Origin of the sequence: Bulleidia extructa W1219, assembly GCF_000177375.1 — a bacterium.
Taxonomy (GTDB): domain Bacteria; phylum Bacillota_I; class Bacilli_A; order Erysipelotrichales; family Erysipelotrichaceae; genus Bulleidia; species Bulleidia extructa.
The window spans coordinates 56,135-82,466 of record NZ_ADFR01000003.1 but is presented as its reverse complement, the minus strand read 5'-3'; the positions used below and the strand labels follow the sequence as shown (position 1 = coordinate 82,466).

Sequence of the window (26,332 nt, the reverse complement as noted above, 5' to 3'; positions counted from 1 at the left end):
TATACCAATCCGCCACCATTTCCGCACTGTCACCTTAAATGATTGCTACAAAATTGATGCGGTCAACCCAAATTAGTACCCTGATTCATGAATCGAAACATCCAAACTCACTATCCATACCCTTCATCTTCTTCCATGTTAAGATTCTTTATGAGGTAATAGGTATTGTTCAATTCATGAGGACAATATTCCGTCAATAGACTAGGGCAAGTTTCAATATTTTCTGTGATTTCATTATAAATATCATCAAGGGTGTGAGCAGGTGACAACACCCCCAAAAAGTAATCTTCCAATTCAACTTGACCTATCTTTTCAAAATGATTCAATAGCATTCCAAAATCTTTATGATTAAACCAGCAATCTGTATTGAGCCAATATTTTATATCTTGTTGACTGCAATCAATTTTACTGTTCAAAAAATCATCCATATTCGGTTTTTCTTTGTGTAACCAACGGGTACACGCTAAATGGTATTCTATCTTCCTTGGTGTTTGATCTATGGCTGAAACGAATATCAGCCCATATTCATTTTTAAATTTAACAGCAAGAACATCTCCCTTTTTAAAATATGGCTTGCGTTTTACTCTTGCCTTAGGAACTTTGATTGGTTTAAGATTTTTTCTTTGTAGCTGTATAGCTAATTTATGAAGCTCCTTTTGTCTTTGTGATAACGCCTTACAATCTATTTCAAGCCAAAATTCATTCGCTCCTTTTTGGATGATTTTTAAGGCTTGATCTCTTATATCATCCGGAAGATGCCCTATTTTCCAAAGAGAATAGGCCAATGCAGTCCAATAAATCTCCGTATACAATTCATCTGTACAAAAGTTATCCTTATGGCTTAAAACATCGGCAATGATTTTATCTACCTTTTCGCCATCCTTATATCTTTCGATGATTGAATGATATATGTCATAACCATCATCACTGTCGATAATCTTCACTCCATCTATCGCCACTTGATCCTCCTAATGACTTATTTAACCACGTTAACTGATCACAAACGCTCTAAATCTTCATACGACATTTTAAATGGTTCATTCCTATTTGAACCCCATAGGATACGATACATAACATTAAAGTAATGCAAACAAATCTCAAAGGAAATGACCAAGAAGAGATAAGCGGAGTTTCTCTGAGAAAACCATAATTTCCACCTGTGATCTCATTGATCATCACTAAACCGATATTCATCAATCCATTGATTAACAAAGACTCTTTTAAAGATAACTTCTTTTTCGTTTCCAAAAGATATAAAAACGAATTTCCAAATAACGCAAAATGACCTAAATAAAAGGAAACCAATGTCACATGAGGCCAAGCATATTTATCCATAATTGGATAAATCACAGCTATTAAACCGCCAAAAATACCGATGGTCGCAAAAAAATTTTTCATTTTATCATCCTTCATCAACATCATAGCAAACATAGCCATCCGACAATGATATAGTGGTAAAGAAATAGATATTGAAATTCTTTGTACCACATAAAAACCATACAGACCAATCAATTGAACCAATTGAAGAAACCAAAATAATCTCTTACACCATCTCTTGTCATGATATTTCAAGCATAAGATAATCTCCAAAAACATCATAACCATCATCAAAATATACACCCATATAGGAGGCATAAACGCATTCGAAGTTCCCTGTGTACTAAAAAAATGATTCATATGAATCTAGTATAAAGGTAATTCCTTAAAAAAAGAAAGTCCCATTGAGTGACTTTCTATCATAAATGACTAAAATATTGATGATAAAATTTTCCAATCCCTCGCCATTTTGCTTAAAATACTTGCTTAATTTCTGAATTTTTTTCGTTTTTGATTACAACTCATTCTCTTCTAAAAAGTCTTGTTTCAAGCAAAGAAAAAGAAAGTTTGTTAGTATAAAAGCATGTCCTTTCAGAAAAAAGAATTTCAACAACTAATTCAATGGTATCAAGCTCATCACCAAAACTATCCTTGGCGACTCACAAAAGATCCTTATGCCGTCTGGATTTCTGAAATCATGTTACAACAAACACGCATTGAGACTGTACTACCAAAATATGAACGCTTCATGAAAGAACTCCCAAGCATCCATGACCTGGCTACTGTTTCAGAAGATCATTTAATGCACTTTTGGGAAGGATTAGGCTATTATTCTCGCGCCCGCAATCTACAAAAAGCGGCCCTTCAAATAGAAGATAGACATCACGGCATTTTTCCTCATCAACTAGAAGAAATACAAGCTTTAACCGGTATTGGAGATTATACAGCTGGTGCTATTGCGTCTTTTTCCTTTGGTGTGGGGGTACCTGCTATTGATGGTAATGTGCTTCGAGTGTATAGTCGACATGAAGGCCTCTATCAAAACGTATTGGATCCTTCTGTAAAGTCTCTTGTCAAGCAACAGATGTTGCCTTTATACACTAAAGAAAAACACTCTGATAATGGAGATTTTAATCAAGCTATTATGGAACTGGGTGAACAAATTTGTTTGCCTAAAAATCCGGATTGTCAAAATTGCCCCATTCAAAAAGGATGCTTTAGTTTTCTTCATCACAAACAAGGTGAATTACCCATCCGTATCTCAAAAACCAAAAAGAAAAAAGAAGAACATAGTTTCCTGATTTTTTACACCAAAGAAGCTATTTTAGTTCACAAACGTCCAGTTAATGGTCTATTAGCCAACTTATATGAACCTGTCAATCTTGATTTCTTCATTGATATAGAAGATTTCTTACAACAACACCAAATTCCTGTTCTTTCCTACCAAACATTAAGCAGCCACAAACATATCTTTTCCCATCGTATTTGGCAAATTCAAGCATATGCGATTGAAGTCAAAGAACTTTTCCCTTTTCCCGAATACCAGTGGATTGAAAAAAAGAAGAGTCAGCATTTAGCTTTCTCCTCTGCTTTTGATCCATACCGATCGTATTTTTATCAATGATTCTCGTCTGTTTCAATCAAGTATTTCACTGCTTCAATGGCAGAACGAATCGCCAAATCTGTATCATGCACTTGTGGATTCGGTAACCCTTGTTTCTCTCTTTCCTGATTGGCCACGACTAGTAAAGTTGTTCCACAGCGGACATGCAAATAACCAGCCACAATAAACAGAGCCGCTGATTCCATTTCGGAAGCTTTACAACCCATCCCCAACCAAGCATTCCACTTTCTTAATAAATCTTGACCATTGGGTAATGTTTCAGGACGATGTTGCCCATAAAACGCATCCTTACACTCCACAACACCTGTATGATAAGAAGCATTTACTCTCTTGGCCCCTTCTACTAAGGCATTCACCATATCCAGATCCGCTACAGCAGGATATTCAATTGGAGCATATTCTTTACTTGTACCTTCCATTCGGATAGCTCCTGTCGCAATGACCAAGTCACCTGATTGAACATTCATATCCATACCACCACAAGTACCTACTCGAATGAACGTATCCGCTCCACAAGCTACCAATTCTTCCATGGCAATAGAAGCACTCGGTCCACCAACCCCCGTTGAAGTCACAGAAACTTTTACGCCATTCAAATAACCTGTGTAAGTCACAAATTCTCTAGAATCTCCTACTTTCACCGGTTGATCAAAATACTTCGCAATTTTTTCACAACGTTTTGGATCACCCGGCAAGAAAACATATCGCCCCACTTCTCCTTTTCCAACACCAATATGATATTGTTTTCCAGAGCCTTCTGCATAATCAATCATATATAATTCTCCTCTTTTTCATTATAGTAATTTTTTATCTTTTTTTCAAAAATGCCTTGTCAACACACCCCTATCATGTTATTATCATCTAGCACGACATGGCGCGTTGGTGAAGTGGCTTAACACACCGCCCTTTCACGGCGGCATTCACGGGTTCGAATCCCGTACGCGTCACTCATTTTTTTATTTTATTTATAGGGGTGTCGTACAATGGTAGTACATCGGTCTCCAAAACCGCTGACGGGAGTTCGATTCTCTCCACCCCTGTCACTAAGGAAGTTGAACTTCCTTTTTTATTTGATATCCATCAGAAAAAGAAAAAGCCTAGGTTAACCCTAAGCACGCATTGGTTTAATTCTCTGTATAGCCATCTTGGAAATATATCCTGTCAATAAACCGGTTGGAATTGATAAAGCCAAGAAGTAAGGTAAAATCACCATAATCAGTGGTTGGTTATAAAAAAACATCACGATGACCACTTGACCAGCCGAATGAGCGATAGAACTTAAGATAGAAGTAAATAAAATACTCGAATCCATGTAATCACACAACACTAAAAGGCAACTGGATAAAAAGACACCACCAAAACTAATCCAAAAAGAAGAACCTAAGAAAGTACCACTCATCAATGTTCCAATCAAGACTCTCATGCCATTCACGATGACCATCTCTTTAATACCCAGATTCTTCATCGCTACCAAAGCAATAATATTCGCTAACCCAATTCGAAATACCCCGGCAATCGGTGGAATCGTCTTCGTTTCTATCACATTTACAGTGATAGCCATAGCAACCAACAAAGCTAAAATAGTAAATCTCTTCGTTCGATGATATGGATTCATGAATTCACATAGCTTTCTATCCAATCACTCGTTCCAACATAAATACCATTTGGAATACAAGAAATTGGCACTAAGGCTTTTCCATCGTCCCATCCCATTTTTTCGCAAAGATGGTTTGGACAATCCACTTCATGAGCATGCCACTTTCCATTTTTTACTTCAACCCCAAACTTGCCATAATTTCCTTTCACGACATACTTTCCATCAATACCGGAATCAAACCATTTAATCACCTCACGACGATAAACAATACCAACCCATTGTCCCTTTGGCTTTGTTGTCGGTTTTGGTAAACCCTTATTTTGACTTGATTTCTTTTTTGTATTTTCTGTCACTTCATTTTTTTTGGCTACTTGCTGTTCTCTTAGTTTCATAAAACCAATGAGACCAAAAGACACCAAAGCTAATACAATGACAATATAAATTTCTTTCTTTTTCATATTCAAAATTATAGCATAAACTCTCATCCTTCTTTTCATCGAAAAAATCAATTTTCCATTTGATGAATATTGAGCATTCACTTGATAAAAATAAGAACTGTCTAATTTTTCTTACCAAAGGACTTTAAAAAATCTTATTTTGCTAATTTAGCCGCTTGTTCACCCGCAATCTTCCCAGAAACAAATGTCCAAGATTGAGCTTGACCACCCCAAGGTGTATAAGCCTTCCCATCCTGATTACAAACTCCTTGTGAATCTTGACCAACCGCAAATAGATTTTTAATTGGACGACCATCTTTCTTTAAAACATTCATATTCTGATCCACATCTAAAGAACCAACGGTTCCATAAGAATAAGCAGCACTTTCAAACAAGTAATAGTTTTTATCTTTATCACCTAATGATTTCACTAACTCTTCTTCTTTCATGTTCAACTTCTTCGCCAATTCCGCCGGGGTTCCTTTCCAAGCGTTATTGGTATTGATAGCTACTTCAATGATTTTATCAATATCTTTAATTGGCGTGCCGCTAGCTGGTACTTTACCCCCTTGTCCCAAGCCGAAAATCGAAATTTTTGAAGTTTTTTCACTTAAACCCTTTGTTTTTATCGTATCAATATCTTCTTGACTATACACGTTATAAAAGTGGAATCCGGGAGTATGAACAATCCCTGTAGACCCTTCCATATTTTCTGTGACAGTTTGATCCATACGATCTAACTTCCTACCTGTTTCATCCACTTGTTTACCATCAGTTGTGGTTGCCATAGCTGATAAAATAGCCTTTTGATTAGGATTTAAAGAGTTATCACGAATGATATTTGGCACTTGTGAAACATGAACCATTGGTAAAGACTTCATAGCGTAAGTCACACCACCAACCGATTGTCCCATCTTAATGCCACTACCCTTATTTACCGTATTCCCAATTGGGCGAATACTAGAACCATATACTTCCTTTAACATTTCTTCATTTCCCAAAAAACCACCGGTAGCTAAAATCACGGATTTACCAAAAATTTCATAAATCGTTCCATCATAAGAAACAGCTTTGACTCCTATCACATTTCCCTTGTCATCTTTTAATAATTCTTGGGCTGTCAGTTCTAATTGATAGTCATTTTTTCCATTCTTCGCTTTCGCTTTTTCCAGGGCATGCCTAAATTGAAACATATGATCCGGTCCGAAAGTATACCACTTTTTATTCCCTTGATCAGCGGTATAAGCTGCCCATAATTTTGTCCAACTTGGAACGACAAAAGATCCCAACAAGCCGCCCAATCCATCAAAAGAAAATCCATATTGATCCATATAATAATCCAATGCTGTACCGGATTGTTCAACGGCTTTTTTAATGACATCCGCCTTTTTATCCGTCCCCACATACTTCAACCAAGTTTTATACACTTCACTCATCGAAATATACTCTTTACCACCATTGTACTTTTTCGCTAAATTTTTAGAATTTAAAGCCATTGGTCCATACGCAGAAGCGGAATTACCGCCGATTTGAGCAGCCGCTTCTAAACCAAAAACCTTAGCTCCTTGATCCGCGGCACTAGCATATGATAAAATACCCGATCCTCCTAAACCAACCACAATGACATCATAACCATCTAATTTCACTGTATGATTCTTTTTTTGAACCGGTGTATACCATTCATCACTCTTACCACCAGCTTGATCAATAGCGGAGGAAACCAAACTACGAATCGCTGATGAAGAAGTGGTAGCTCCTGTGACAGAATCCGTTGCTAAAGATTGACTGGCCAGTAAACGGGGAATAAATTTCATCTTAGCTTGTTCAAACCACGGTCCTGTACGACTATCACTTTCTTCCGTAATTCTAATACCCGCTATTTTACCATCTTTAATAGTTACCTCACCCTTCATTTGTCCTGTGACAGAAAATGAATTGGTAATAGCACTGTATGTGCCATCTTTCAGTGCTGTTTTTTCTTTCTTTTCCATAGAAGTACTGGCTTGATTGAAAGTAGCCTTTAAAGCTCTTCGAACTGCCTCACTTGTTTCCGTTGCTCCTGTCACTGCATCAAATTCAGCGTTTTGTTTAGTCTGAATATTTTTCATCAACTGTTCCACAGCCGCTTGACCAATAGAAGCTGTTTCCCCATGAGCATCAATGGACACTTTTTCAATTTTATTTTTTGAAAAGGTGGCGGTCACCTTAACTTCACTACTATGTCCCTTAGAAGATCCCGTATACACACCAGGTTTATATTTAGCACTACCAGAACATCCCACAAGACTTACAACCATGGTGATGGTTAAAAGCCCATATATCACTTTCTTCATAATCTTCTCCCTCTTCATCAATTCTCACACGAATTATTAAACCATTTTGCAAAAATTCAAACAAGATATCCGACTTTATTTTTTTATGAATTTTTGGACTATTTTCTGCCCATCTTCCAACGAAAAAAGCTAAGTCTTTGAATCTTTTAATACAATGTGATGATTTGGCACAAATCTCTCATTCCAATCATCACTCTTAATACTAAAATCCCTCTTCATGATTCTTTTATTTTAATATCAAAAAAGTAGTATTTCTTGCAAAATACTACTGAATCAAAAATTCCTGTTCATTCCTGACTCTGATTTTAAAAACCAACATCATACAGACGAAAGAAATGAATAATAAAATCCCCCACTGAGTATGCCATTCATCTCCCGTTGGTACCAACCGCTTTTTCTGATCTTCTACTTTTAACAAAATAGGCTTATTACAATCGAAAGAATCCCCTTTTTCAACTAGAATCGGTATCGGATTCATATCCACTTCATACCCCTTTGGCGCCTTGATTTCTTTTAGAAAATATCCTTCTTTGGAATAAGGAATCGCCTTTTTAGCTTTTCCTTGTTCATCACTGACCAACTCTACAATTTGTCCAAACTCATCTCGTAAAGCTTGACCATTTTGATGGAATACCCGATAATGTGCACCCGATAGCCCTTTAGATTGACCACGCTCTCTTTTTTTAAGTTGAAGTTGTATTTTCTTGGTTTCATTTAAGAAAAAAACGTTAACGGTTTGGGCATATTTTGGAACATGGATGAGTTGGTCTTCCTGATTTCGATATCCAGATGGCGTTTTCACTTCACGAACCCAATAATTTCCATCTGCTTTTACGATGGGGGATATATTCATTTTCTTGCCATTTGAAATCCATTCTTTCAATATTTTTTCTTTCTTTTCATCTAATAGCTGTAACCTAGCTCCCTGTACAAAATTTCCCAATTCATCTACTTTTTGAATGTGTATATCTAAAAGATGATCGATCATGATCACTTTCGTAATAGAGCCATCTTCTTTTATTTTAAAAGAAATACTTGGTGCAAACGCATAGCCGATTGGAGTGACACTTTCCTCTAAACGATAGATTTTTCCTTTTTCCAAGCCTTGGATACAATGTACTTCTTTTTTAGAAGTCCATCGTGTGATTTCGTTTCCATTTTCTTCTTTTAAAATCATCTTAGCCCCTTCAATTTCTTTTCCATTTAAGTCCTGTTTAAAAAATTCCGTTTTGGTAAAGAAATTCTTCATGTGAAAAAAATAAGGGGTTTCAGATAATTGAATGGTCTTTGACCTACGATCCAATTCCACACCCTTTGGAACTTTGACTTCTTGTAACTCATAAGATCCTTGATACAGATTCCACAAATCCGCTTTCCCGTCTTTGTTTAAAAAGAAAGAACCAACTTCTTGACCGAAAATATTTTTCGCTAAATCTCCTTTTTTCATGACCTTTGTTCCATCTACATCTGAATAGATACTTTCTTTCGCCCTTAGTTCAAATTGAACTTTCGCAAAATCCCTGTTAGCAAAATTAGTTTCTTTTTTTATTTCCTCCCACTTCTTTTCCAAATGAAAAGAAGCTTTTTTTCTCTTGTTTTCAATGGGAATCACCACCATACGACTATTCTTTTCTTCTACCGTATCTTGATTCAATACAATGACCTGCTTAAATCCTTTCGTATAACCCTTAGGAGCTTTTACTTCCTCAATTTCATACTTTCCGGCTGATAGGGCTAAAGGTATGGTTAATTCTCCAAGCATGTCATTTTTATCTTGCCAACCAGATTGAATCAGACCACTGGAATTTGTTGAAAAAAGAGAATATTTTTTTGAAGCGATGATTTGAGAAATCACCTCTTTCACTGGTTGTCCCTTTTCATTTTCTAAGCGCGTGATACGAAATGTAGCGGAACTTCTTTGGATTTTTTGTTTTGTATCTTGATCCAATTTCAGAATACGCAAATAGTATTTCTTATTTCTATTTTTCAAGACATAAGATTGATGTTGATGATCTTTTTGTATCGTCAAAAAGAAAGGAGATGGATATATTTGAATATCTTTATTCCCGGCTTTGATTTGTCTAATTTCATAGTTTCCATAAGCCAGTTCAGAACTTTTGGCATATCCTGTTTCATTGGTGGTTAAAATGGCGTATTCTTTTGAATGGAATTCTTTTACATGTTTTCTGGCTTCAGAAAAACTTCCATATTTTCGGATATGTTTAGAAAGAATGGCCATAAATTCCGCTTTTTCTTCCGGTGGTAGAAACTCACTATCTTCAGAAGTGGAAAGATACTTTTGAATAGAAAAAGTACCTGTTTTTACCTGATCACGAACTACTATTGTTTTCGTATTTTCCTTCAAATTTACCAATTCAGAACTCTTCACTTGAATTGGTATTTTTTCTCCATGGAGTCGCATCCCAATCGGTGGAACTAGCTCTTTTAAATAATAGATTTCATCCGGTAAAAGATTCTCGATTCGATTGGATTTTCCTTTTTGAATCAGAAATACTCCTAATGACTTTCCTTCTTTATTGAAAAGCTGATACTTAGTCCCATCAAAGTTAGGAACATCTCCCTGAGGATACTTGGTCTCTATATCTTCTTTTTGAATTTCTAAGTGATAACCCTGCGCTCTGATTTCTAAATCAAATCCTTCGACCTCTTCTCCTTCATAAACCATTAGATTTTGAATGTTTTTACCAATTAACGCAAAATTTTTCTTTCTGGAAGATTGACTCAATAACGCTATTTTTTTATTTTTCTTAGTAAAACTAGCATCTACTGTAAACTCAAATTGATTATGAACGATAGATCCTTGAATATCTCCTTCTGCTTTCTTTAATTGAAAACCGTTTAATTTTCGAGTGACTTGATAGCGATGACCTACCATTGCCTTTGTAAAAAGTAATTTATTTCCTTTTACTTTTGTGACAACTTGACCTGTTGTTAAATCTTTTAATTCAATTTCACTATTCTCTAAACTCAGAACTTTCTTCTGAATTTCTTGGATTCTTTTTTGGACTTCCTGATGGCTATGAGGCCCTTTCTGAATAGTTGGATGATAACCATTCAAAGACCAGGCGTACATCTGTGCTGCCGCATAATTAATATCCCCTTGACCAACACCCTTTTCAAAAGCGTATGCCATAAAATGATTCAATCGATTTGTATTTGAACCCATGACTTGTTCAAGACTTTTCTTGTGATAATCATTCCCAAAATGCATGTCTTGCTGAGGTTCTATACAAATGGCCGGATGGCCTTGATACATCACATAACTAATATATTCTTTTGCTTGATCCTTCTTTGGACCGGGGGTCACCAAATATTCCATGCGTCGAACAACCGTCAATTGTTCAGCATAAACGGGTAAAACTAAACTCATCAGAATACTGCCTATCCAGATCCATATTGCTTTTTTCTGTCGTCTCATACTCCTCTCTTTCTATGTACTTCTTTTTTCCCGAAAGACAAACAGTTCCATAAAAAAAAGACTTATTCGCACAAATAAGTCTTCGGATCTTGCATCAAATGAACCAAATGAAGTCCTTCTTTATCCAGTTGAAAACGAGCAATGCCACCATTATACGAATAAGACTGTCCTTGATTCTTACAATACAATTCTAGACCAAGACGATCCAGTTTCAACAAATAAGCCGCCATAATCGCATACATTGTTCCATGCCCCACTAATAGAACCTGATCACCATCTTGATTTTCAAAATAAACTTTTTCTAATAGAGATTGCCAACGTGTTTTTACTGCCCCTAAATTTTCTCCCTGATGGCTTAAAAAATTTTCCTGATTTTGATGGCACGCATACAATTCTTTTAAAATAGCTTCGTCTATTAATCTTCCTTCCAAATCTCCAAAATTCATTTCTTGAAGATTCTTCTCAATAGAGATCGGAATATCATGTCCTTCTAACACAATCTTAGCCGTATCAATCGCTCTTTTAGCATAAGACACATAAGCTTTTGAAAAAACCTTATTTCTTAATGCTTTTTGAGCCTGATTAGCTTGCTGAATTCCCAGCTCTGTTAAAGGAGCATCACTTCTTCCTTGCACTTGATGTCTTAGATTAAAAATCGTCTGCCCATGACGAACGTAGAAAATATCAATGGTTTTATCTTTCTTTGGCAAACACAAATCCTTCGCTTCACATGGTTTTTGAATCAGGCTAACTTTTCCCATTTCTTCTTTGAAAATCAAAATCCCTGCATTGGGCATAAAAGCCCTACCTTCATCTAAACAAGCTTGACGATACGCTCGCATATCCATTTTCAAAACATAAGACATAAAGGCCATGGACATAATCCCATGGGACACAATTAAGATCCGATCATTTTCTTTAGTTTGGGAAAGTATATCTTGAAAGACTTTTTCTGTCCTAAAGCGAAGAGAATCTTTTCCTTCTCCTTCTGCTTCCTTAAAATCCAAATGGCCAAAACATTTCTGTACCAATTCTTGATCTTGAACATAGCATCCTTCCATGACCCCAAAATCCGGTTCTTGCAAATCTTCTAAATACGTTAATTCTACTTGCCGATTTTTCAATAAAATATCCGCCGTCTCTCGCACTCTTCCGGCTGGAGAAGCAAAGGCTCGATCAAAAAATTGACCTGACAATACTTTGGCACTTTTCTCGGCTTGTTGAATTCCCAACGGTGTCAAAGGAGAATCACAACGCCCTTGAAGTTGTAAACGAAGATTGAAATATGTTTGCCCATGACGAACAAAATAAAATAAACGACTCATTTTTCCTCCCTAAAATCAGATCCTTTTTTCATGAGTTGCTTGAGTTGGAATTGTTGGTTTTTCCACTCAAATAAAGCAATCCCACCATGATAACTTTCCTTTTCACCCAATTTAGCTTGTTGATATTGTAAAAGTTTTCGATTTAAACCGGCATAGCGATCAATCAAAATCGTATAATACGTACCATGTGACACCAACAGAATAGAATCACCATCTTTAGCTTCCAATACCATTTTCTTCAACAAACGATCAAAACGTACTAAAAGATCCTCTTTTCTTTCTCCTTGATGTGAACGAAAATCTTCCCCATGCTCATGACAATCGTTCATTTCATCATTGACTTTCATCCGGGATTGTCCCTCTAAATCTCCAAAGTCTAATTGTTGTAAATCCTTTTCAATAGAAATCGGTACATCTCTTCCTTCTAAAATGATTTTTGTGGTATCAATTGCCCTTTTTGCAAAAGAACTATACGCTTTTCGAAAAGGAATTCGACTTAGTTTTCTTTGAACAATACGAGCTTGTTCAATTCCTTTTTCCGTTAACGGAGAATCGCTTTGACCCATCACTTTCTTTTGTTGATTAAATAGTGTTTGACCATGACGAACGTAATAAAAATGAATGGTTTTTTCTTCGGGTTCTAAATTTATTTCATAAGGGCTAACTGGGGCTTGCACTAATGAATAGTGACCATCCTCATAACTGAAAATCAAAATCCCAGCATTTGGAATGGCCGATTTTCCCTGCTGATGACAATGTTTGCGATACGCTAATACCTCCATTCCTAATAGTACTTTTTCAACCATCTGCATCATCGTGCCATGCGATACAACTAAAATGCGATCATCTTCTTTTGTCTTAGACAAAATTTCTTTAAAAACTCGCTGGATTCTTTCCTTGGTTTTTTCAAAGGAGTCTCCATGAAAAAAAGACCAATCAAATTGTTCAAAACAATCCTTTAATTCACGATGATCCTGAAAATAATCTCCTTCCACTATTCCAAATGAAGGCTCTTGTAAATCATCCAAGTACGTACAGGAAAGCGATCGATTTTTTAATAAAATATCCGTTGTTAAACGAACTCGTCCTGAAGTAGAGGCAAAAACGGCATCAAAATAGCGTTGATCCAACACTTTTTTAAGTTGCTTCACTTGTTCAATTCCTGTTTGGCTTAATGGTGAATCACAATGTCCTTGTAAACGTTTTTCTTGATTAAATCGCGTTTCACCATGGCGAACAAAGTAAAATAGCCGTTTCATATGTCTCCTTTCATAAAAAAAGCCTTGCCTTAGCAAGACTTATCTTATTGCATATCCTTTAAGAAAGCAAAATAAGCTCGATAAGCTTCATACACATCTACTTTTGAAACCACTTCATCTGGAGCATGCATATTTTGTACGGCAATACCGGCATCAATAACATCCATATTCTTTTCTGCCAAGATATAAGCGATGGTTCCACCACCTCCTACATCAACAGCTCCCAATTCAGCAGTTTGGAAAACAACATCATTTTCATCCATAACTTTACGAACTTTTGCCATAAATTCAGCACTGGCATCATTGGATCCCGACTTACCACGAGCTCCGGTATACTTATTGAAACAAACCCCCTTACCTAGGTAAGCAGAGTTTCTTGCTTCAAAGGCTTCTGCGTAATTAGAATCATAGCCGGCCGATACATCAATGGATAACATATAGCTGTTTTCATACAAATCATATAAATCAGTCATCTTGGTAAACCCTTGTTTTTCTAACGCACGAACCATCACATGTTCAAAGAAATCAGAATGAGCTCCCGTTGCCCCAACAGAACCGATCTCTTCTTTATCCGTTAAAATCAAAACGGAAGTTCTCTTAGGAGTTTTGATTTCATTGATAGCTCGAACAGAAGTATAAGCACAAACTTTATCATCATGTCCATAACCTAAAATCATGGAACGATCCAAACCATAATCACGAGCTTCTCCAGCCGGTACCACTTCAATCTCCGCACTTAAGAAATCCTCTTCATCAATGCCATACTGTTCTTGAAGTAAATCAAGTAAGAAAGCCTTCACCGCTTCCTCTTCTACCTCTTTTTTAGGACGACTGGCAACCGTTAAATCCAACTTTTCTCCTTCAATCACCGTAGCACCTGTTTTTTGAAGTTGCTTTTGAGCCAAATGAATCAATAAATCAGAAACACCCACCACCGGATCACCCGGTTTATCACCAATATTAATATCCACCACAGTACCGTCTTTCTTCGCTACAACCCCTACTAAAGCTAATGGTCGTGCTACCCATTGGTACTTCTTAATACCACCATAATAATGTGTATCAAAGAAAGCGATGCCATCTTTTTCATAAAGTGGCTTTTGTTTCAAATCCATTCGAGGAGAATCAATGTGTGCTCCTAAAACATTGACACCCTTATTCATCGGTTCTTCCCCCACGACCAGCATCATAATATTCTTTTTACGGTTCACGACATACACACGATCCCCTGCTTTTAATTCTTGGAAAGAATCAAATGATTTAAACCCATTTTCCAGTGCAAACGCTTCTGTATTCGTCACAAAAGTTCTCTCTGTTTTTGATTTTGTTAAAAATTGACGATATTCTTCATTAAAATCCATGACAGCTTTAACACCGTCTTTATCTAGTTTTTCCCAAACCGTTTTCATTTTTTAGATATCCTTTCTGATTATTTCATATGGTTTTAGAGGCCTTAAGTGATCCACATCACCTGCCACCTTTAAAATCAGCCCCGTCTCCTCTTGACCCACAATTTGAAGATGAGCCAAAGAAGAAAGTCGGTCGAACAGAGCCATTTTATCATAGGGTAATAAGCAAGTAAATTGAACCTCTTTCGGAAATAATAAACCAATCAATTGATCTAGCAGCTCTCCGATCCCTTCTTGGGTATAAGACGAAACCCATAAACCATCTTCAAAAGAAGAAACTAAATCTTTTTTGGTATGAACCAATAGACTTTGTTTTGGATGAGCCCCTATTTTAACTAAAACCGATTTCGTCGCTTCTTGCTTTTCAAAAGATAAGGGGTCACTACCATCCACGACATGAATCAATACATCCGCTTGTTTCGCTGATTCTAAGGTACTAAAAAAAGCATCTATCAATGTTTTTGGTAAATTCGAGACAAATCCGACCGTGTCGTATAAATAAAACGCAAAACCTTTATATTCTACCAAACGAACAGCTGTATCTAAGGTCTCAAAAACACGATCTCGAACCATCACCGGTTGACCGTTTTGTCTGGTATACGCTAATATCGCATTTAATAACGAACTCTTTCCGGCATTGGTGTAACCAACTAAACCTACTCTTGGATACAACGTTTTCGCTCTTCTTTTTTCATCTTGTTGACGTTGTTTTTCCACCAGTTTCAATTCTTCTTGTAGTACATGCTTGCGGCGGGCATACTTTCGAACGATTTGTTCAGAGCGCTGTTCTCCTGATCCACGGGTAATAGTACCTCCTCCTCGTTGATGATCACTTTCTTGTTCTAAAGAAGCCAACTCCTTAGGAAGAGCATACGATAGACGCGCCAACTCCGTTTGAATTTTAGATTGTTTACTACGCGCCCTTTGCGAGAAAATATCTAAAATAACAGCTGTTCGATCTAACACTTCTACTCCCAATTCCTCACTTAGTCTTCTGGAAGCAGAAACAGATATTTCATGATAAAACACAACCGTCTCAACTTCATCCGCTATTAGCCATTCTTTTAATTCTTGTATTTTTCCGGATCGATAGACCATCTTAGGATCTCGTGATTTCAACTTTTGAATAAATGTTTTAACAACTTCATATTCACAAGCTTGACATAAAGCCACACATTCTTGAATGATTTCTTGATCCGAACTTCCTTTTATTTCCACCCCTACAACATAGCAACGTTTCATTTAGTATAGACCACCTGTTCATTTTTTATGATATATCACCTTTTAAATTTCATCTACCATCACAGGATTCACCAAACATCCCACTTCTCTCCATATTTCCATAATAGCCTCTTATGAAAATTCCAAATTATGGCTCAAGACAATAAATGATATCGCCAGTATTTCGAATATACATCATCCCGGATACCGGATTCTTTCCCTCTTCCCAAATCCAACCTGTATAAGTTGTACTATAACCAAAGTATCCTTCCGTAAGAATTTCAAATTCTAAGTTTGAAAACTGATTCATATATTCTTTCAGGCTGATGGCTTTTCCGGAAAAATCACCTTCATAAACAATCCGATCGAGTATAAAAACACTACATTCATCTAAATCACTATCATTAAATATCAAATCCCCTGAATATATGGTTTCCTTATCTTTTGTGTATTGAAATACTTTATCCAACTTTAATGTCAATGTATTATTTTGAATTGTAATTTTCTTTATCCGACTATCGTGCAGACTAAAAGGAATACGATTGTTTCTATCTTGTATCCATTCCATTGTTGTCTCTACCATTTCTAATCTTGATCCATGCTTCTATATTTGGAAGACACAAAGCCCGAGATACGAATCTGTGGTATATTCCATTCATTAGGCGTATAAATCCGACACTCAACCTCATCACCCATCAAACCTTTCGCAATAAACTCGTATTGACCAATCTCTTCATTCAACTCAATCCTATCCATTTTCACTAAATAACTCTTGGCAAAAAATGTCCTGAATTCATTCCAAATAGTATTAGCATCATCTGCTGATAAAATAATTTTTGACCAATAATCCATTCCAACCTTGCATCTTTTCTTTCTTCCTTTATCATCAGGCTGGCAAACTTTCACAGTTCCTTTATGATAGATCCATTCTATCTGTTGAAGTGCTTCAACTTTTGATTCTAATACATCTTTAAATTCACTCATGATACCGATTAAATATTGACATGCCGGTTCAAATGTCTCTAATTCTTTCATATGATTCCCTCCAATATAGGTTAAATACCATCTCTATTTTTACACTTCAATGATACCATTATCCCTAATTCCGATTATAGGTGATCATCTATCTAGATTATTTTTGAATTGTCATATTCGGTTGAACCTTTTGAATGGCCTTCTCCACTTCATCAATCGTTCCTTCCATAAAAAGAAGTGGGATTGTCAAAGCCGGTTGCCCTTTTTCTTTAACATAAAAATTTTGGAATGGAACGGCACCTATGCGATGACCTGACAAATAATGAAGCGATTGCACTTCATCCCAAGTGGTTTTCTCAACACTAATGACTCCCGTCCGATACACTAAACTTTTTTCCGATATTTCAAGAACCGTCTGGTTGCCAAACAAACGAACAACTAAAAGTATGAAATATAGCCAAAGAACCAAATTTATCATAAATAATAAATACGATAAAATGGAATGATTCCATCTGCTTTGACTAGCCATTAAATCTAAAAAATAAGAAATTAGAAAAATAGGCAAAACCACTACTACCATGGCCACTCCTATCTTTTTTCTTGAGTAATGAAATTTTTTCATGATTTCATCCCCTCCTTCTCTCCATAAATCCAATTATGTAAAATGGGTTTTAAATACTTCACCCCATAATCCACTAATGGACTAAACAATAACATCAATATCACGGTTCCTTCCCGCAAAGGAAGAGGAATATGATACCAATGCCAAATCATAAAAACAGCTATAAAGAAGAACACATCTACTACAAAACGTATGGACGAAAAACGCAAGCAGAACTTCTTCGCCACCACCATACAAGTTGATTCCATCGCCAAGCCAATCATCCCCGAAGCGACTACCAAAGAAACACCTAAAATATCCACCAGCACCAAAAACACAAACCAGACCATCTTCAAAACATAACTTTCCGGCATGATTTGATCAAAAATATGGTAATAGAAAAGATTGACCACGACCCCAATCACAATAGATACAAATATCTGTAATAAATAAAGTGGTTTATACTTTTTTCTTAATAAAACCATTTGTGTCAACACACAAAATAAATTGATGATGGTCGCAACCGTTCCCACTTCAATATGACTCAATAAACTAATCGACACAGAAAAAGCGTCATAGGCAGAATTTCCTAAGCCCACTTTCATAATGCCTGCCCCGCCAATACTTAAAATAATGACACCAACGGTTTCAATCAAAAGATGTTTCCAGAAATGTTTTAATTGGATTTCCATACAATCCTCGATGAGAAATATTGTTCTCGAAAGGCAATATCTTTTAAAATTTTATCTTGTTGAACTTCCTCACCAATGCGTCCTACCACCAGTGTGGCTTCATCACTATATTCATGATAAATGACCGCTACTACAACTCCTGAAAAAGAATCAACCATCTCGCCAACTCCAATCACATACGCATTGATCGGTTCTTCCATCGTTTCAGCTTCATAAACATAGCCCATTGGAACTTGGTAGATGGCATCTTCTAAATAAGGATGGAATTTTCCCATAGGTTGGTCAATTTGAACCTTTACTTGTTTTCCTAACCAAGCATTGGCTAAAGGATATTCCAAGAAATCATAACCATCTTCATGTTGAATTCTTTCAAAACCAAAATGAATATAAAGTTGCTTTTCTTCATCAAAAGCACGCTTAATCAATTTTCCATGGCCTTTTTGAGCTTCATATTCCACTAATTCTTTCAGCAATTCAAGATTGTTGGAAGATTCTAATAACGCAATTTCACCATTCCAACTTAGACCAACAATTCCTTCTTGACTATCCGAAGATAACCATTGGAATTCATCAAAACTTTCTAATAACCTTTTTCGAACATTCACAAAAGGAACATATTTATCCAAATAAGGTTTTAGTTGATTGATTTCTAAAATCTTCTTCATGTTTAAAACTCTAAAGAACGATCAAAGAACGGAATACTTTCCTTAATCACTTCCTCTTTCAATGTTGGCGTATAAAATACAGCTTCACATGGTATTTTCTTGGAGTACTCTAAGGCCTTCGTGCAGAATTCTTTCAAGAGATCTTCTTTTTGTTCATCCACATCCAAAACGAAATAAAAGGAAACTTGGCTATTCCCCAATTTTTGTTTTAACCAAACTCGTTGAATATTTCTTCTTTCTTTTGACCATTCATACATTTGGTTAACCAATTGAGTGGGATAAATGCTTGGTTCATTAATTTGAATTTCCATCTCTTCAGGATCACTTGGATGAAGCAATTGATGGATGAGAGCTGCCGGAGTTACCATATTATCTACACCAGGATTGATTATAATCCCCACCGCCTTAGTGTTTGGATCGGATAATAATTTATCATATTGGGTCAAAGTTTGGATCACCATCTTTGGCAACGGTTCATTTGCTTGTGTCAATTGGAACTTTCCGGCACTTTCTAAATCGGTAAAAACAGGAAAGAATGTTTCTCCATCATTGGTGTTAATCAAATAGAAATTAATGTAATCTGATTTTACACTTGGAATATGCTTCTTAGTAAACGCCATCTCAAACTTGGTTGGTGCAATTAATTGAGCTTTTTCTAAAGCTTGGATGAATTTTAATTGTCTTTCCGGAGTAGAACCAAGTTTTAATTCATTAATAGCTGAACGCAACTCAAGATTTTTCACCGGTTTCACATTTAGATTCTTCATTAATTTTTTAGACATAAAAACCCTCTTTTCTCATTATTAAGTGTATTGAAAATAATACTTTTTAACAAGCTTTAAGTTCCCAAAAAACTCATTCAAAATTCACCCAAACTTCACAAATGAACACTAGTATAATAGATATAGAAGCGATCAGGAGGTCTTATATGTCTGAATTTCATTCTGAAGAAAATAAAGTAGAAGATAAAGTGGAAGAAACTTCTAGGGTCGAAAACAATCCAAAACCGACCAAAAAACCTAGCTTTGTTTTAAAAATCAATAAAACACTCTTAAATTTAATTTTATGCGTCGCCGTTGGTGGAGCTAGTGGCTATGTGGTTAGTAAAAGTTCTAAAGGTTCTGCAGTGGTGTACCAATCTGCGGCTGAACCACCATCCAAAACCACTTCTGTTAAAAATGGTCAAGGTTTAACGGTTAGTCAAGCCGCTAAAAAAGCAGCTCCTTCCGTTGTTGAGATCAGAACAGAGTCAAAAGGAAAAACTTATGGTTTCTTAGGTGGTAATTATACTTCTAATTCTGCTGGGTCTGGAGTGATTATTTCCAAAGATGGTTATATTTTGACAAATAATCATGTGATCAAAAATGCGACTTCCATCAAAGTTAAGACTAACGATGGAAAAGAATACACAGCTAAATTAGTTGGAGCTGATCCAAAGAGTGATATTGCTGTTTTAAAGATAGAGGGCAAAAATTTAACACCGGCTACTTTAGGAGATTCCTCTAAGATTAGTATTGGAGATACTGCTATTGTCATTGGTAATCCTTTAGGAACACTTGGTGGTACAGTCACAGACGGTATTATTTCTGCTACCTCTCGTGAAATTGTTGTAAATAATGAAGCAATGGATCTCATTCAAACCAATGCTTCTATTAACTCCGGTAACTCCGGTGGTGGTCTTTTTGACGGTAATGGTAATTTAATTGGTATTGTAAACGCTAAAGACTCCGGTACTACTAATTCAGGAGCAACGATTGAAGGATTAGGCTTTGCGATTCCTATCAATAAAGCGATGGAAGTAGCTAATGAATTGATTAAAAATGGTAAAGTTACATCTCGTGCCACACTTGGTGTTTATCTACAAAACGGAAGTGAAGGTAGTGAGACCTCTGGTCTATTCGTAAGCGAAGTGATGACTGGATCCGGTGCTGAAAAGGCTGGTCTACAAAGAGGAGATCGCTTAGTGAAAGCCGATGGTGTAGAACTCAATAAATATTCCGATTTAGCGAAAATTATGAGAAAGAAAAAAGTTGGTCAAACGATCAAACTAACCATTGAACGAAATGGTCAACGAAAGGAAGTGACTGTCACCCTGACACAAGTTGTTGATACAAACGAACCAAATCAACCAAAAAAATAGGAGAAGTTAACTCTCTCCTATTTTTTATGATTTCAAAATGGCATTAGTCGCTATTTCTATCCTTCTTGTTTACCAGGATAGACCCTATAAATAACCTAAAGACTATTGATTTTAACATTTAGAACATGATATTACTGTCTTTCGAATAACGCATAGCTTCCTTGTAATAGGCAGACTGATGAACTATCCAAATAATACACACTACCAATGAAGGTAAAAATCCTATATTGAAAACAAGTGCACCGATTGCAAGCATACTGGACAAAGCTGTGCAAACTATATTCGTTACTGAATATGCTTTAAAGGCACATTTACCAATCATCATTTTCTCAGCTTCATCACAACTATCTATCCACTTCGTTTGAAACTTCATATCATAAATAGATGCCTTTTTTTCAGGGTTTATTTGCTTACCTGTATCCACACACTTCTGCTGAATAATGATTACCTCAATCATAATGACTACGAAAGCTACAATACCAATTAAAAACATAAAAGTGCTTTCCCGATCATCAAATGTTGAAAAACCACCGGAATAGGATGCTGCCAGAAGAAAATAGGAAAGAATAAATGCTATATTTGTAATCCAAATGGTGCTGGAAAGTTTTCTTTCAATCGTATAGAAGGTGTTCTCATCCTCATCATCCCATCGATCAAGCAACTGTTTTGCATTACGATAAATCGAGATACAAAGGATGGGAATGGTGATCATTATAGTCACCATAATCCAAGGAGCTATATGTGTTCCAAAGAACACCCCTGCACTTTTCATAACCCCAGTCAACTCATTCAATCCATATTTTGCAAAGCAATACCCCATTCCTCCACCAATCATCGCACATACAATCATGAGCCATATAAATTTCGGCAAAGCTTTTCGGTTAGCTTGTCTGATTTCTTTGTCATTCATTTTCTTCTTCCTCCTGTAAATAGAATATTTCCTCCACCGTAACATCACAAATCCTGGCAATCGTCAAAGCAAGGGTAACGGATGGTGAATAATCACCTCTTTCAATCAGACTGATCGTCTGCCGTGATACACCACATAAACGACCCATTTCCTGCTGATTGATGTTCAACATAGCTCTGAATATTTTCAAACGATTTTGTAGTACCATATAGCACCTCCAAATGACAATTTTATTTGTCTTTATGACAATTATAATTGTCAATATATATGATATGCTTGTTATTTCAATTTGCCAAATACTTCAAAAAAAAGAATTACCCTTTCTAAATTGGACAGAAACCTTGAAAATTCACCCATTAAAATAAACAAATTAAAAAATTAGTATAAAAAACTATTTAGAATTCGTGGTATAGTACCAATATGAAAGAAAATTCATATCGTTACATTATTTTTGCTATGTTATTAGAAATAGCGATGGCCACTTTACTTTGGTTTAAAGATAGTGAAATTGCCCTCCAGTTTTTTTGGCAATTGATCCCCATTTTCTTAATTACTTTATTTTTAGGAACTTTCATTTATAATCGCTTGGGGGATTTAAAACTTTTCTTAGCCATTTGTGTTTTATCCACCATTGGTTTAGCTTTTCAACTGTACGCCGATAAAGTCTATCCGATTGTTGGTCATTATTCTATCTGGAAATTTTGGTTAGGGGTTGCCGTAGGTGTTTTTTTTACAATTCTCTATAAATATAGTTATAAAATCAGTTATTGGAAATACTCTCCTTATATCTTTTTTCTGTTATCTCTTGCTTTGTATATTATTTTACGATTCAAAGGATTTGATCCTAATGGCTATGGAACAACCGCTTGGATTAAAATGGGTAGTCTAACCCTTCAATTAACCGATGGCATTAAAATTCTTTCTCTTTTTTTCTATAGCTCCTTATTGGTAGAAACTTGGAATCGATCGAATAAGACTATTTTGATTATTTCCAGTATTTATTTAGGTATGAATTTAATTGGATCGGTGATGATTCATGAATTAGGTTCTTTCTATATTTTAGTCTTTCTACATTTGGCTTGTTTATTCATCTACTTGCCACATGATATCTACAAACGAAAATATTTATTTGGTTTAGTTCTTTCTTTGATATTGGTAATTCTTGTTTTCTTAGGTTTATACGAAATTCTAAAGCCTATCGCCACACAAGGCAATTTAAAATCTATTTTAAGAGTTCTTTGGCCAATTGCGAAAAAAGTCCACTCGCGTTTCTCCATTGCAGCCAACCTGCAAAGTGATCTATATGGAGCCGGTTATCAGCTATTTCAAGGACAAAAAGCCCTTCTCATGGCAGGCTGGTTTGGCAATACCATTGGCTTTAATCAAATTCCGGTGGTAGAGAGTGATATGGCCTTTGTCGGTTTAGTCAATTGTTTTGGATATAGCGTTGGCTTAGTAGTCATCTTATTATTTGGTTTTATCTTAAGAAGAGGATCACATATTTCTCAACGACTACTAGCGATATCGATTCAGAAATCAATTTTTTCTTATGGTTTGACTATATTAATCTTTTTACAAGCCTTCTTGACCATTTTAGGTTCTTGTAATCTGATTCCCCTTGCAGGATTACCAATTCCTTTTTTATCCAGAGGCGGAACTTATCAAATGATTGTTTTTTCTTTAATGGGAGTGTTATTACTTCATTCTTTATATGGTGTAGAAGATCTAGAAGAAAGCGAGGTGGAAGAAGATGAATGATAAAGCAAGTCGACGTATCGGTTTTACCATGGTGACATTTCTTTTAGCTATTTCTGTCTTGATTGCCTATTTTTCTTATTCCTTTTTATATTTACCAAATTATGATGAGAACGTTATTCGTAAAAAAAGAATGTATAGCTTTCTATCTCTTCCCAAAACAGCAAAAGAAGGAAATTATTATGATACGAATGGACATCTTCTTTTAGAACACGGTAAGGCTAATTTACCGGAAGCATATAGTATGGCTTGGTTATTAGGCTATTATTCCAGTAATCAAAATCAAGAATACAAAATGGGTCTACGAGGTAACTTAGTGGATTATAGCTATCTCCATTTAAACAAACAAAAAATAGGAGCTTCCACCTTTTTAACCATTGATGCAAAACTTCAAAATTTAGCCTACGAGCTACTAAATGATCAAGAAGGAAGCATTACCGTCTTAGATGCTCGCTCTGGTGCTATTCTGGCTTTAGCTTCTCATTCTACTTTTAACTTTAATATCAATGATCTATCCACTTTAACCAAACAAACCAAAGAAGATTCCCAATACACCAGAGGTCTTTTTGAAAAAGACCCTCCGGGTTCCACTTTTAAGATTTTAACAGCCATTTGTGCTTTAGAACAGGATAAGATTCCCAATCTCCAATTTAAAGATACCGGTTCTTATTTTCCAAAAGATGGTGGTTCTAAAGTAGTGAATTTTGAGAATAAATCTTATGGGAATGTGAATTTGGAAAAAGCATTGAACTACTCTATCAATACCTACTTTGCTCATCTTGGTGAAACATTAGGAGCTAATGCTTTGGAAAAAACAGCCACTAATTTTCTGATTGGTAAAGATATTCAAATTCCTTATTTAGCCAGCTTGCATTCCAAATTCAATGTACAAGGAACCAACGAATTAGCCGCTACCGCTTATGGACAAGGGAAAACGCAAATCACCCCGGTTCATTTAGCTTTAATTGCTCAAAGCTTAGCTAATAACGGAGTTATGAAAGAACCTTATATTGTTAAATCGATTCAAAGCGATCAAGCAGTCCTTTATGAACATAGTGAAAAAGAACTATCAAAAGTAACTGATCCTAGTGTCATCCAAAAATTAAATCCCTATCTAGCCAGCACAGCTCAGCTATATGGTTTAACAGGAAAAGTCTATGCAAAAACAGGAACGGCTGAACTGGCTGATGGGAAAACTCATATTTATTTATTAGCCTACACAAATGACTATGCCATATGCTTATCTTTGAATCATCAAACTCAAAGTAGTCGCTTAATTCCTTTAGCCAATCGTTTACTTCATTATTTACAAAAATAAGAGCCTACTCGGCTCTTATTTCTTTTCCATCTTTCAATTGTAAACTAATCGTCTTTCGATATACGGATGGAGACATTCCGGTAATTTCATTAAAATGAATATTAAATGTTTTGACATTGGAATACCCCACATCTAGAGCAACATCTAAAATGGTTTCTTCTCCCATTAAAATAAGTTCACAAGCCTTATTGATCCGAACTTTATGCAATAATTGATCTAATTTTTTCTCAACAAAGAAAGTCATAGCTGTATTTAATTGCTTTTCAGACACTCCAAATTTAGAAGCCATGCGACTAATCGTTAAGCTTGGATCATGGTAGTGATTATAGATATATTCCGTCACCTGTAAAGCCAGCTCTTGATTAGATTGAGACTCTCCTTTCGAAAGATTTTGGTACTGTTTTCGAAAAGCAATTGGACTAATCCCCATCGTTTGAACAAAGTGCTTTGAAACATGAGAAGCGTCTACATAACCCATTAAATGAGCAATTTCATCTAAATTCATATCTGTATATAACAGAATAGATTTCAATTTATCCATCTGGATACGTTCAATCAATTCTCCAAAAGATAAACCCGTCAAATCATGAATCGTTTTAATAATCTTGCTCTCCGATAAGAAAAAGATCGTCGAAAGTTTTTCTAAAGTCAACTTATCAAAAGAATGAGCATACATATAACTTAAAATATGTTTCGGATCTTTGACACTTCGATCTTGCCTAGTACTTCCTGCATCTGAACTATATCGTCGATATAAAACAACTAGTTCAATCAATTTATTTAAAATATAAATTTGATGTAATGGTTTTTCTTCGTTACTCAATATTTCATAACTTGAAGTTAATTCTACCCGTAAAATTTCATAAATAGACTGGATAGCGGATAATTCCATCTCATTCAACATCACCACAGGGTTTTTATGAATTTGCGTTAATAAATCCGCCTTATCTTGATTAGATCCATTAAGTCCTTTAATCGTTTGAGATAATCGTCGATAATCATAAGCAATAATTTCCATGGATAATGAATCATCCACTTCAATGATATCTGTGATGCTATAAGGGGTAACCGCAATCAAGCATGGTGCTTTTAATGGGAAACCTTGACCATCCACAAGAATGGTTCCTTTTCCTTTCTCAATCAATAAAAATCTAGCTTTTTGGTGCATAATCGCCCGGGTTGGTTTTTCAATAAAATCTACCAAAAACTCCGCCAGTGGTAAAACAGGGGTTTGAATTTGGCTTTCATCCTGTAAAACTGCCATTTCAGTTGTTGACCTCATCCCTGATATTGTAGCACAAAAAAAGAAGGATTT

General features: G+C 35.8%; 24 protein-coding genes and 2 tRNA genes. 6 read left to right on the top strand and 20 right to left on the bottom strand.

The window, feature by feature from the left end:
- Window positions 1-110 precede the first annotated feature (110 nt).
- The gene (locus HMPREF9013_RS02880; protein WP_006626871.1) at window positions 111-959 is read right to left on the bottom strand and encodes a hypothetical protein; all 849 of its coding nucleotides are present in this window, start codon (window positions 957-959) and stop codon (window positions 111-113) included.
- A 49-nt stretch (window positions 960-1,008) separates the two neighbouring features.
- Entirely contained in the window at window positions 1,009-1,677 is a 669-nt protein-coding gene (locus HMPREF9013_RS02875; protein WP_040333368.1) for a YwaF family protein, read from the bottom strand.
- A gap of 223 nt (window positions 1,678-1,900) precedes the next feature.
- On the opposite strand from HMPREF9013_RS02875, the gene HMPREF9013_RS02870 reads away from it, so the two are divergent.
- On the top strand, window positions 1,901-2,941 hold the full coding sequence (locus tag HMPREF9013_RS02870) for an A/G-specific adenine glycosylase (protein ID WP_006626869.1): 1,041 nt from the start codon (window positions 1,901-1,903) through the stop codon (window positions 2,939-2,941).
- Here the strand turns inward: HMPREF9013_RS02870 and udp are convergent.
- Complete coding sequence (udp, locus tag HMPREF9013_RS02865; RefSeq protein WP_006626868.1) at window positions 2,935-3,714, bottom strand: uridine phosphorylase; 780 nt, start codon at window positions 3,712-3,714, stop codon at window positions 2,935-2,937. The two genes, HMPREF9013_RS02870 and udp, sit on opposite strands and share 7 nt — an antisense overlap.
- Window positions 3,715-3,814: 100 nt before the next feature.
- Here udp and HMPREF9013_RS02860 point away from each other — a divergent pair.
- Window positions 3,815-3,888 (top strand) — tRNA-Glu (locus HMPREF9013_RS02860).
- A gap of 22 nt (window positions 3,889-3,910) precedes the next feature.
- Window positions 3,911-3,981, top strand: a tRNA-Trp gene (locus HMPREF9013_RS02855).
- Between the two features lie 68 nt (window positions 3,982-4,049).
- On the opposite strand, the gene HMPREF9013_RS02850 is transcribed toward HMPREF9013_RS02855, so the two are convergent.
- The 14 genes from HMPREF9013_RS02850 to HMPREF9013_RS02785 all read right to left on the bottom strand — a co-directional run bounded on the left by HMPREF9013_RS02850 (window position 4,050) and on the right by HMPREF9013_RS02785 (window position 19,676).
- Entirely contained in the window at window positions 4,050-4,556 is a 507-nt protein-coding gene (locus HMPREF9013_RS02850) for a Gx transporter family protein (protein WP_006626867.1), read from the bottom strand.
- Window positions 4,553-4,996: a NusG domain II-containing protein gene (locus HMPREF9013_RS07185; protein ID WP_006626866.1), complete on the bottom strand. Its 444-nt coding sequence runs from the start codon at window positions 4,994-4,996 to the stop codon at window positions 4,553-4,555. The genes HMPREF9013_RS02850 and HMPREF9013_RS07185 overlap by 4 nt, the downstream gene beginning before the upstream one ends.
- 134 nt (window positions 4,997-5,130) lie before the next feature.
- The gene (locus HMPREF9013_RS02840) at window positions 5,131-7,308 is read right to left on the bottom strand and encodes an FAD-binding protein (RefSeq protein WP_006626865.1); all 2,178 of its coding nucleotides are present in this window, start codon (window positions 7,306-7,308) and stop codon (window positions 5,131-5,133) included.
- Window positions 7,309-7,573: 265 nt separating this feature from the next.
- The gene (locus HMPREF9013_RS02835) at window positions 7,574-10,747 is read right to left on the bottom strand and encodes a SpaA isopeptide-forming pilin-related protein (protein ID WP_040333365.1); all 3,174 of its coding nucleotides are present in this window, start codon (window positions 10,745-10,747) and stop codon (window positions 7,574-7,576) included.
- A 62-nt stretch (window positions 10,748-10,809) separates the two neighbouring features.
- A complete protein-coding gene (locus tag HMPREF9013_RS02830) occupies window positions 10,810-12,072 on the bottom strand; it encodes a histidine phosphatase family protein (protein WP_006626863.1) in 1,263 nt (420 codons plus the stop codon).
- On the bottom strand, window positions 12,069-13,331 hold the full coding sequence (locus HMPREF9013_RS02825) for a histidine phosphatase family protein (RefSeq protein ID WP_006626862.1): 1,263 nt from the start codon (window positions 13,329-13,331) through the stop codon (window positions 12,069-12,071). Before HMPREF9013_RS02825 ends, HMPREF9013_RS02830 begins: the two co-directional genes overlap by 4 nt.
- Window positions 13,332-13,375: 44 nt before the next feature.
- Window positions 13,376-14,740 (bottom strand): aminopeptidase, encoded by a 1,365-nt coding sequence (locus tag HMPREF9013_RS02820; RefSeq protein ID WP_006626861.1) that lies wholly within the window; start codon window positions 14,738-14,740, stop codon window positions 13,376-13,378.
- Between the two features lie 3 nt (window positions 14,741-14,743).
- Complete coding sequence (hflX, locus tag HMPREF9013_RS02815; protein WP_006626860.1) at window positions 14,744-15,982, bottom strand: GTPase HflX; 1,239 nt, start codon at window positions 15,980-15,982, stop codon at window positions 14,744-14,746.
- A gap of 127 nt (window positions 15,983-16,109) precedes the next feature.
- The gene (locus HMPREF9013_RS02810) at window positions 16,110-16,544 is read right to left on the bottom strand and encodes a hypothetical protein (protein ID WP_198002117.1); all 435 of its coding nucleotides are present in this window, start codon (window positions 16,542-16,544) and stop codon (window positions 16,110-16,112) included.
- 2 nt (window positions 16,545-16,546) lie between these two features.
- Window positions 16,547-16,996, bottom strand: a complete 450-nt coding sequence (locus HMPREF9013_RS02805; RefSeq protein WP_006626858.1) for a hypothetical protein — start codon at window positions 16,994-16,996, stop codon at window positions 16,547-16,549.
- 97 nt (window positions 16,997-17,093) lie between these two features.
- Window positions 17,094-17,558 (bottom strand): hypothetical protein, encoded by a 465-nt coding sequence (locus HMPREF9013_RS02800; protein ID WP_006626857.1) that lies wholly within the window; start codon window positions 17,556-17,558, stop codon window positions 17,094-17,096.
- Window positions 17,555-18,229, bottom strand: coding sequence for a YczE/YyaS/YitT family protein (locus HMPREF9013_RS02795; RefSeq protein ID WP_006626856.1), 675 nt, complete (start codon window positions 18,227-18,229; stop codon window positions 17,555-17,557). Before HMPREF9013_RS02795 ends, HMPREF9013_RS02800 begins: the two co-directional genes overlap by 4 nt.
- Complete coding sequence (locus HMPREF9013_RS02790) at window positions 18,214-18,894, bottom strand: hypothetical protein (protein ID WP_006626855.1); 681 nt, start codon at window positions 18,892-18,894, stop codon at window positions 18,214-18,216. The genes HMPREF9013_RS02795 and HMPREF9013_RS02790 overlap by 16 nt, the downstream gene beginning before the upstream one ends.
- A 2-nt stretch (window positions 18,895-18,896) precedes the next feature.
- Window positions 18,897-19,676, bottom strand: coding sequence for an enhanced serine sensitivity protein SseB C-terminal domain-containing protein (locus HMPREF9013_RS02785; RefSeq protein WP_006626854.1), 780 nt, complete (start codon window positions 19,674-19,676; stop codon window positions 18,897-18,899).
- A 146-nt stretch (window positions 19,677-19,822) separates the two neighbouring features.
- Between HMPREF9013_RS02785 and HMPREF9013_RS02780 the strand changes: the two genes are divergently transcribed.
- Window positions 19,823-21,034 (top strand): S1C family serine protease, encoded by a 1,212-nt coding sequence (locus HMPREF9013_RS02780; RefSeq protein ID WP_006626853.1) that lies wholly within the window; start codon window positions 19,823-19,825, stop codon window positions 21,032-21,034.
- Between the two features lie 118 nt (window positions 21,035-21,152).
- On the opposite strand, the gene HMPREF9013_RS02775 is transcribed toward HMPREF9013_RS02780, so the two are convergent.
- Entirely contained in the window at window positions 21,153-21,944 is a 792-nt protein-coding gene (locus HMPREF9013_RS02775; RefSeq protein WP_006626852.1) for a DUF3169 family protein, read from the bottom strand.
- Window positions 21,937-22,152, bottom strand: coding sequence for a helix-turn-helix transcriptional regulator (locus HMPREF9013_RS02770; protein ID WP_006626851.1), 216 nt, complete (start codon window positions 22,150-22,152; stop codon window positions 21,937-21,939). The genes HMPREF9013_RS02775 and HMPREF9013_RS02770 overlap by 8 nt, the downstream gene beginning before the upstream one ends.
- A gap of 212 nt (window positions 22,153-22,364) precedes the next feature.
- On the opposite strand from HMPREF9013_RS02770, the gene HMPREF9013_RS02765 reads away from it, so the two are divergent.
- Both HMPREF9013_RS02765 and HMPREF9013_RS02760 read left to right on the top strand, forming a co-directional pair.
- The gene (locus HMPREF9013_RS02765; RefSeq protein WP_006626850.1) at window positions 22,365-23,702 is read left to right on the top strand and encodes an FtsW/RodA/SpoVE family cell cycle protein; all 1,338 of its coding nucleotides are present in this window, start codon (window positions 22,365-22,367) and stop codon (window positions 23,700-23,702) included.
- Complete coding sequence (locus HMPREF9013_RS02760) at window positions 23,695-25,017, top strand: penicillin-binding transpeptidase domain-containing protein (RefSeq protein ID WP_006626849.1); 1,323 nt, start codon at window positions 23,695-23,697, stop codon at window positions 25,015-25,017. The genes HMPREF9013_RS02765 and HMPREF9013_RS02760 overlap by 8 nt, the downstream gene beginning before the upstream one ends.
- Window positions 25,018-25,021: 4 nt before the next feature.
- Here the strand turns inward: HMPREF9013_RS02760 and HMPREF9013_RS02755 are convergent, their stop codons facing one another.
- On the bottom strand, window positions 25,022-26,281 hold the full coding sequence (locus HMPREF9013_RS02755; protein ID WP_006626848.1) for an AraC family transcriptional regulator: 1,260 nt from the start codon (window positions 26,279-26,281) through the stop codon (window positions 25,022-25,024).
- Between the last annotated feature and the right edge of the window lie 51 nt (window positions 26,282-26,332).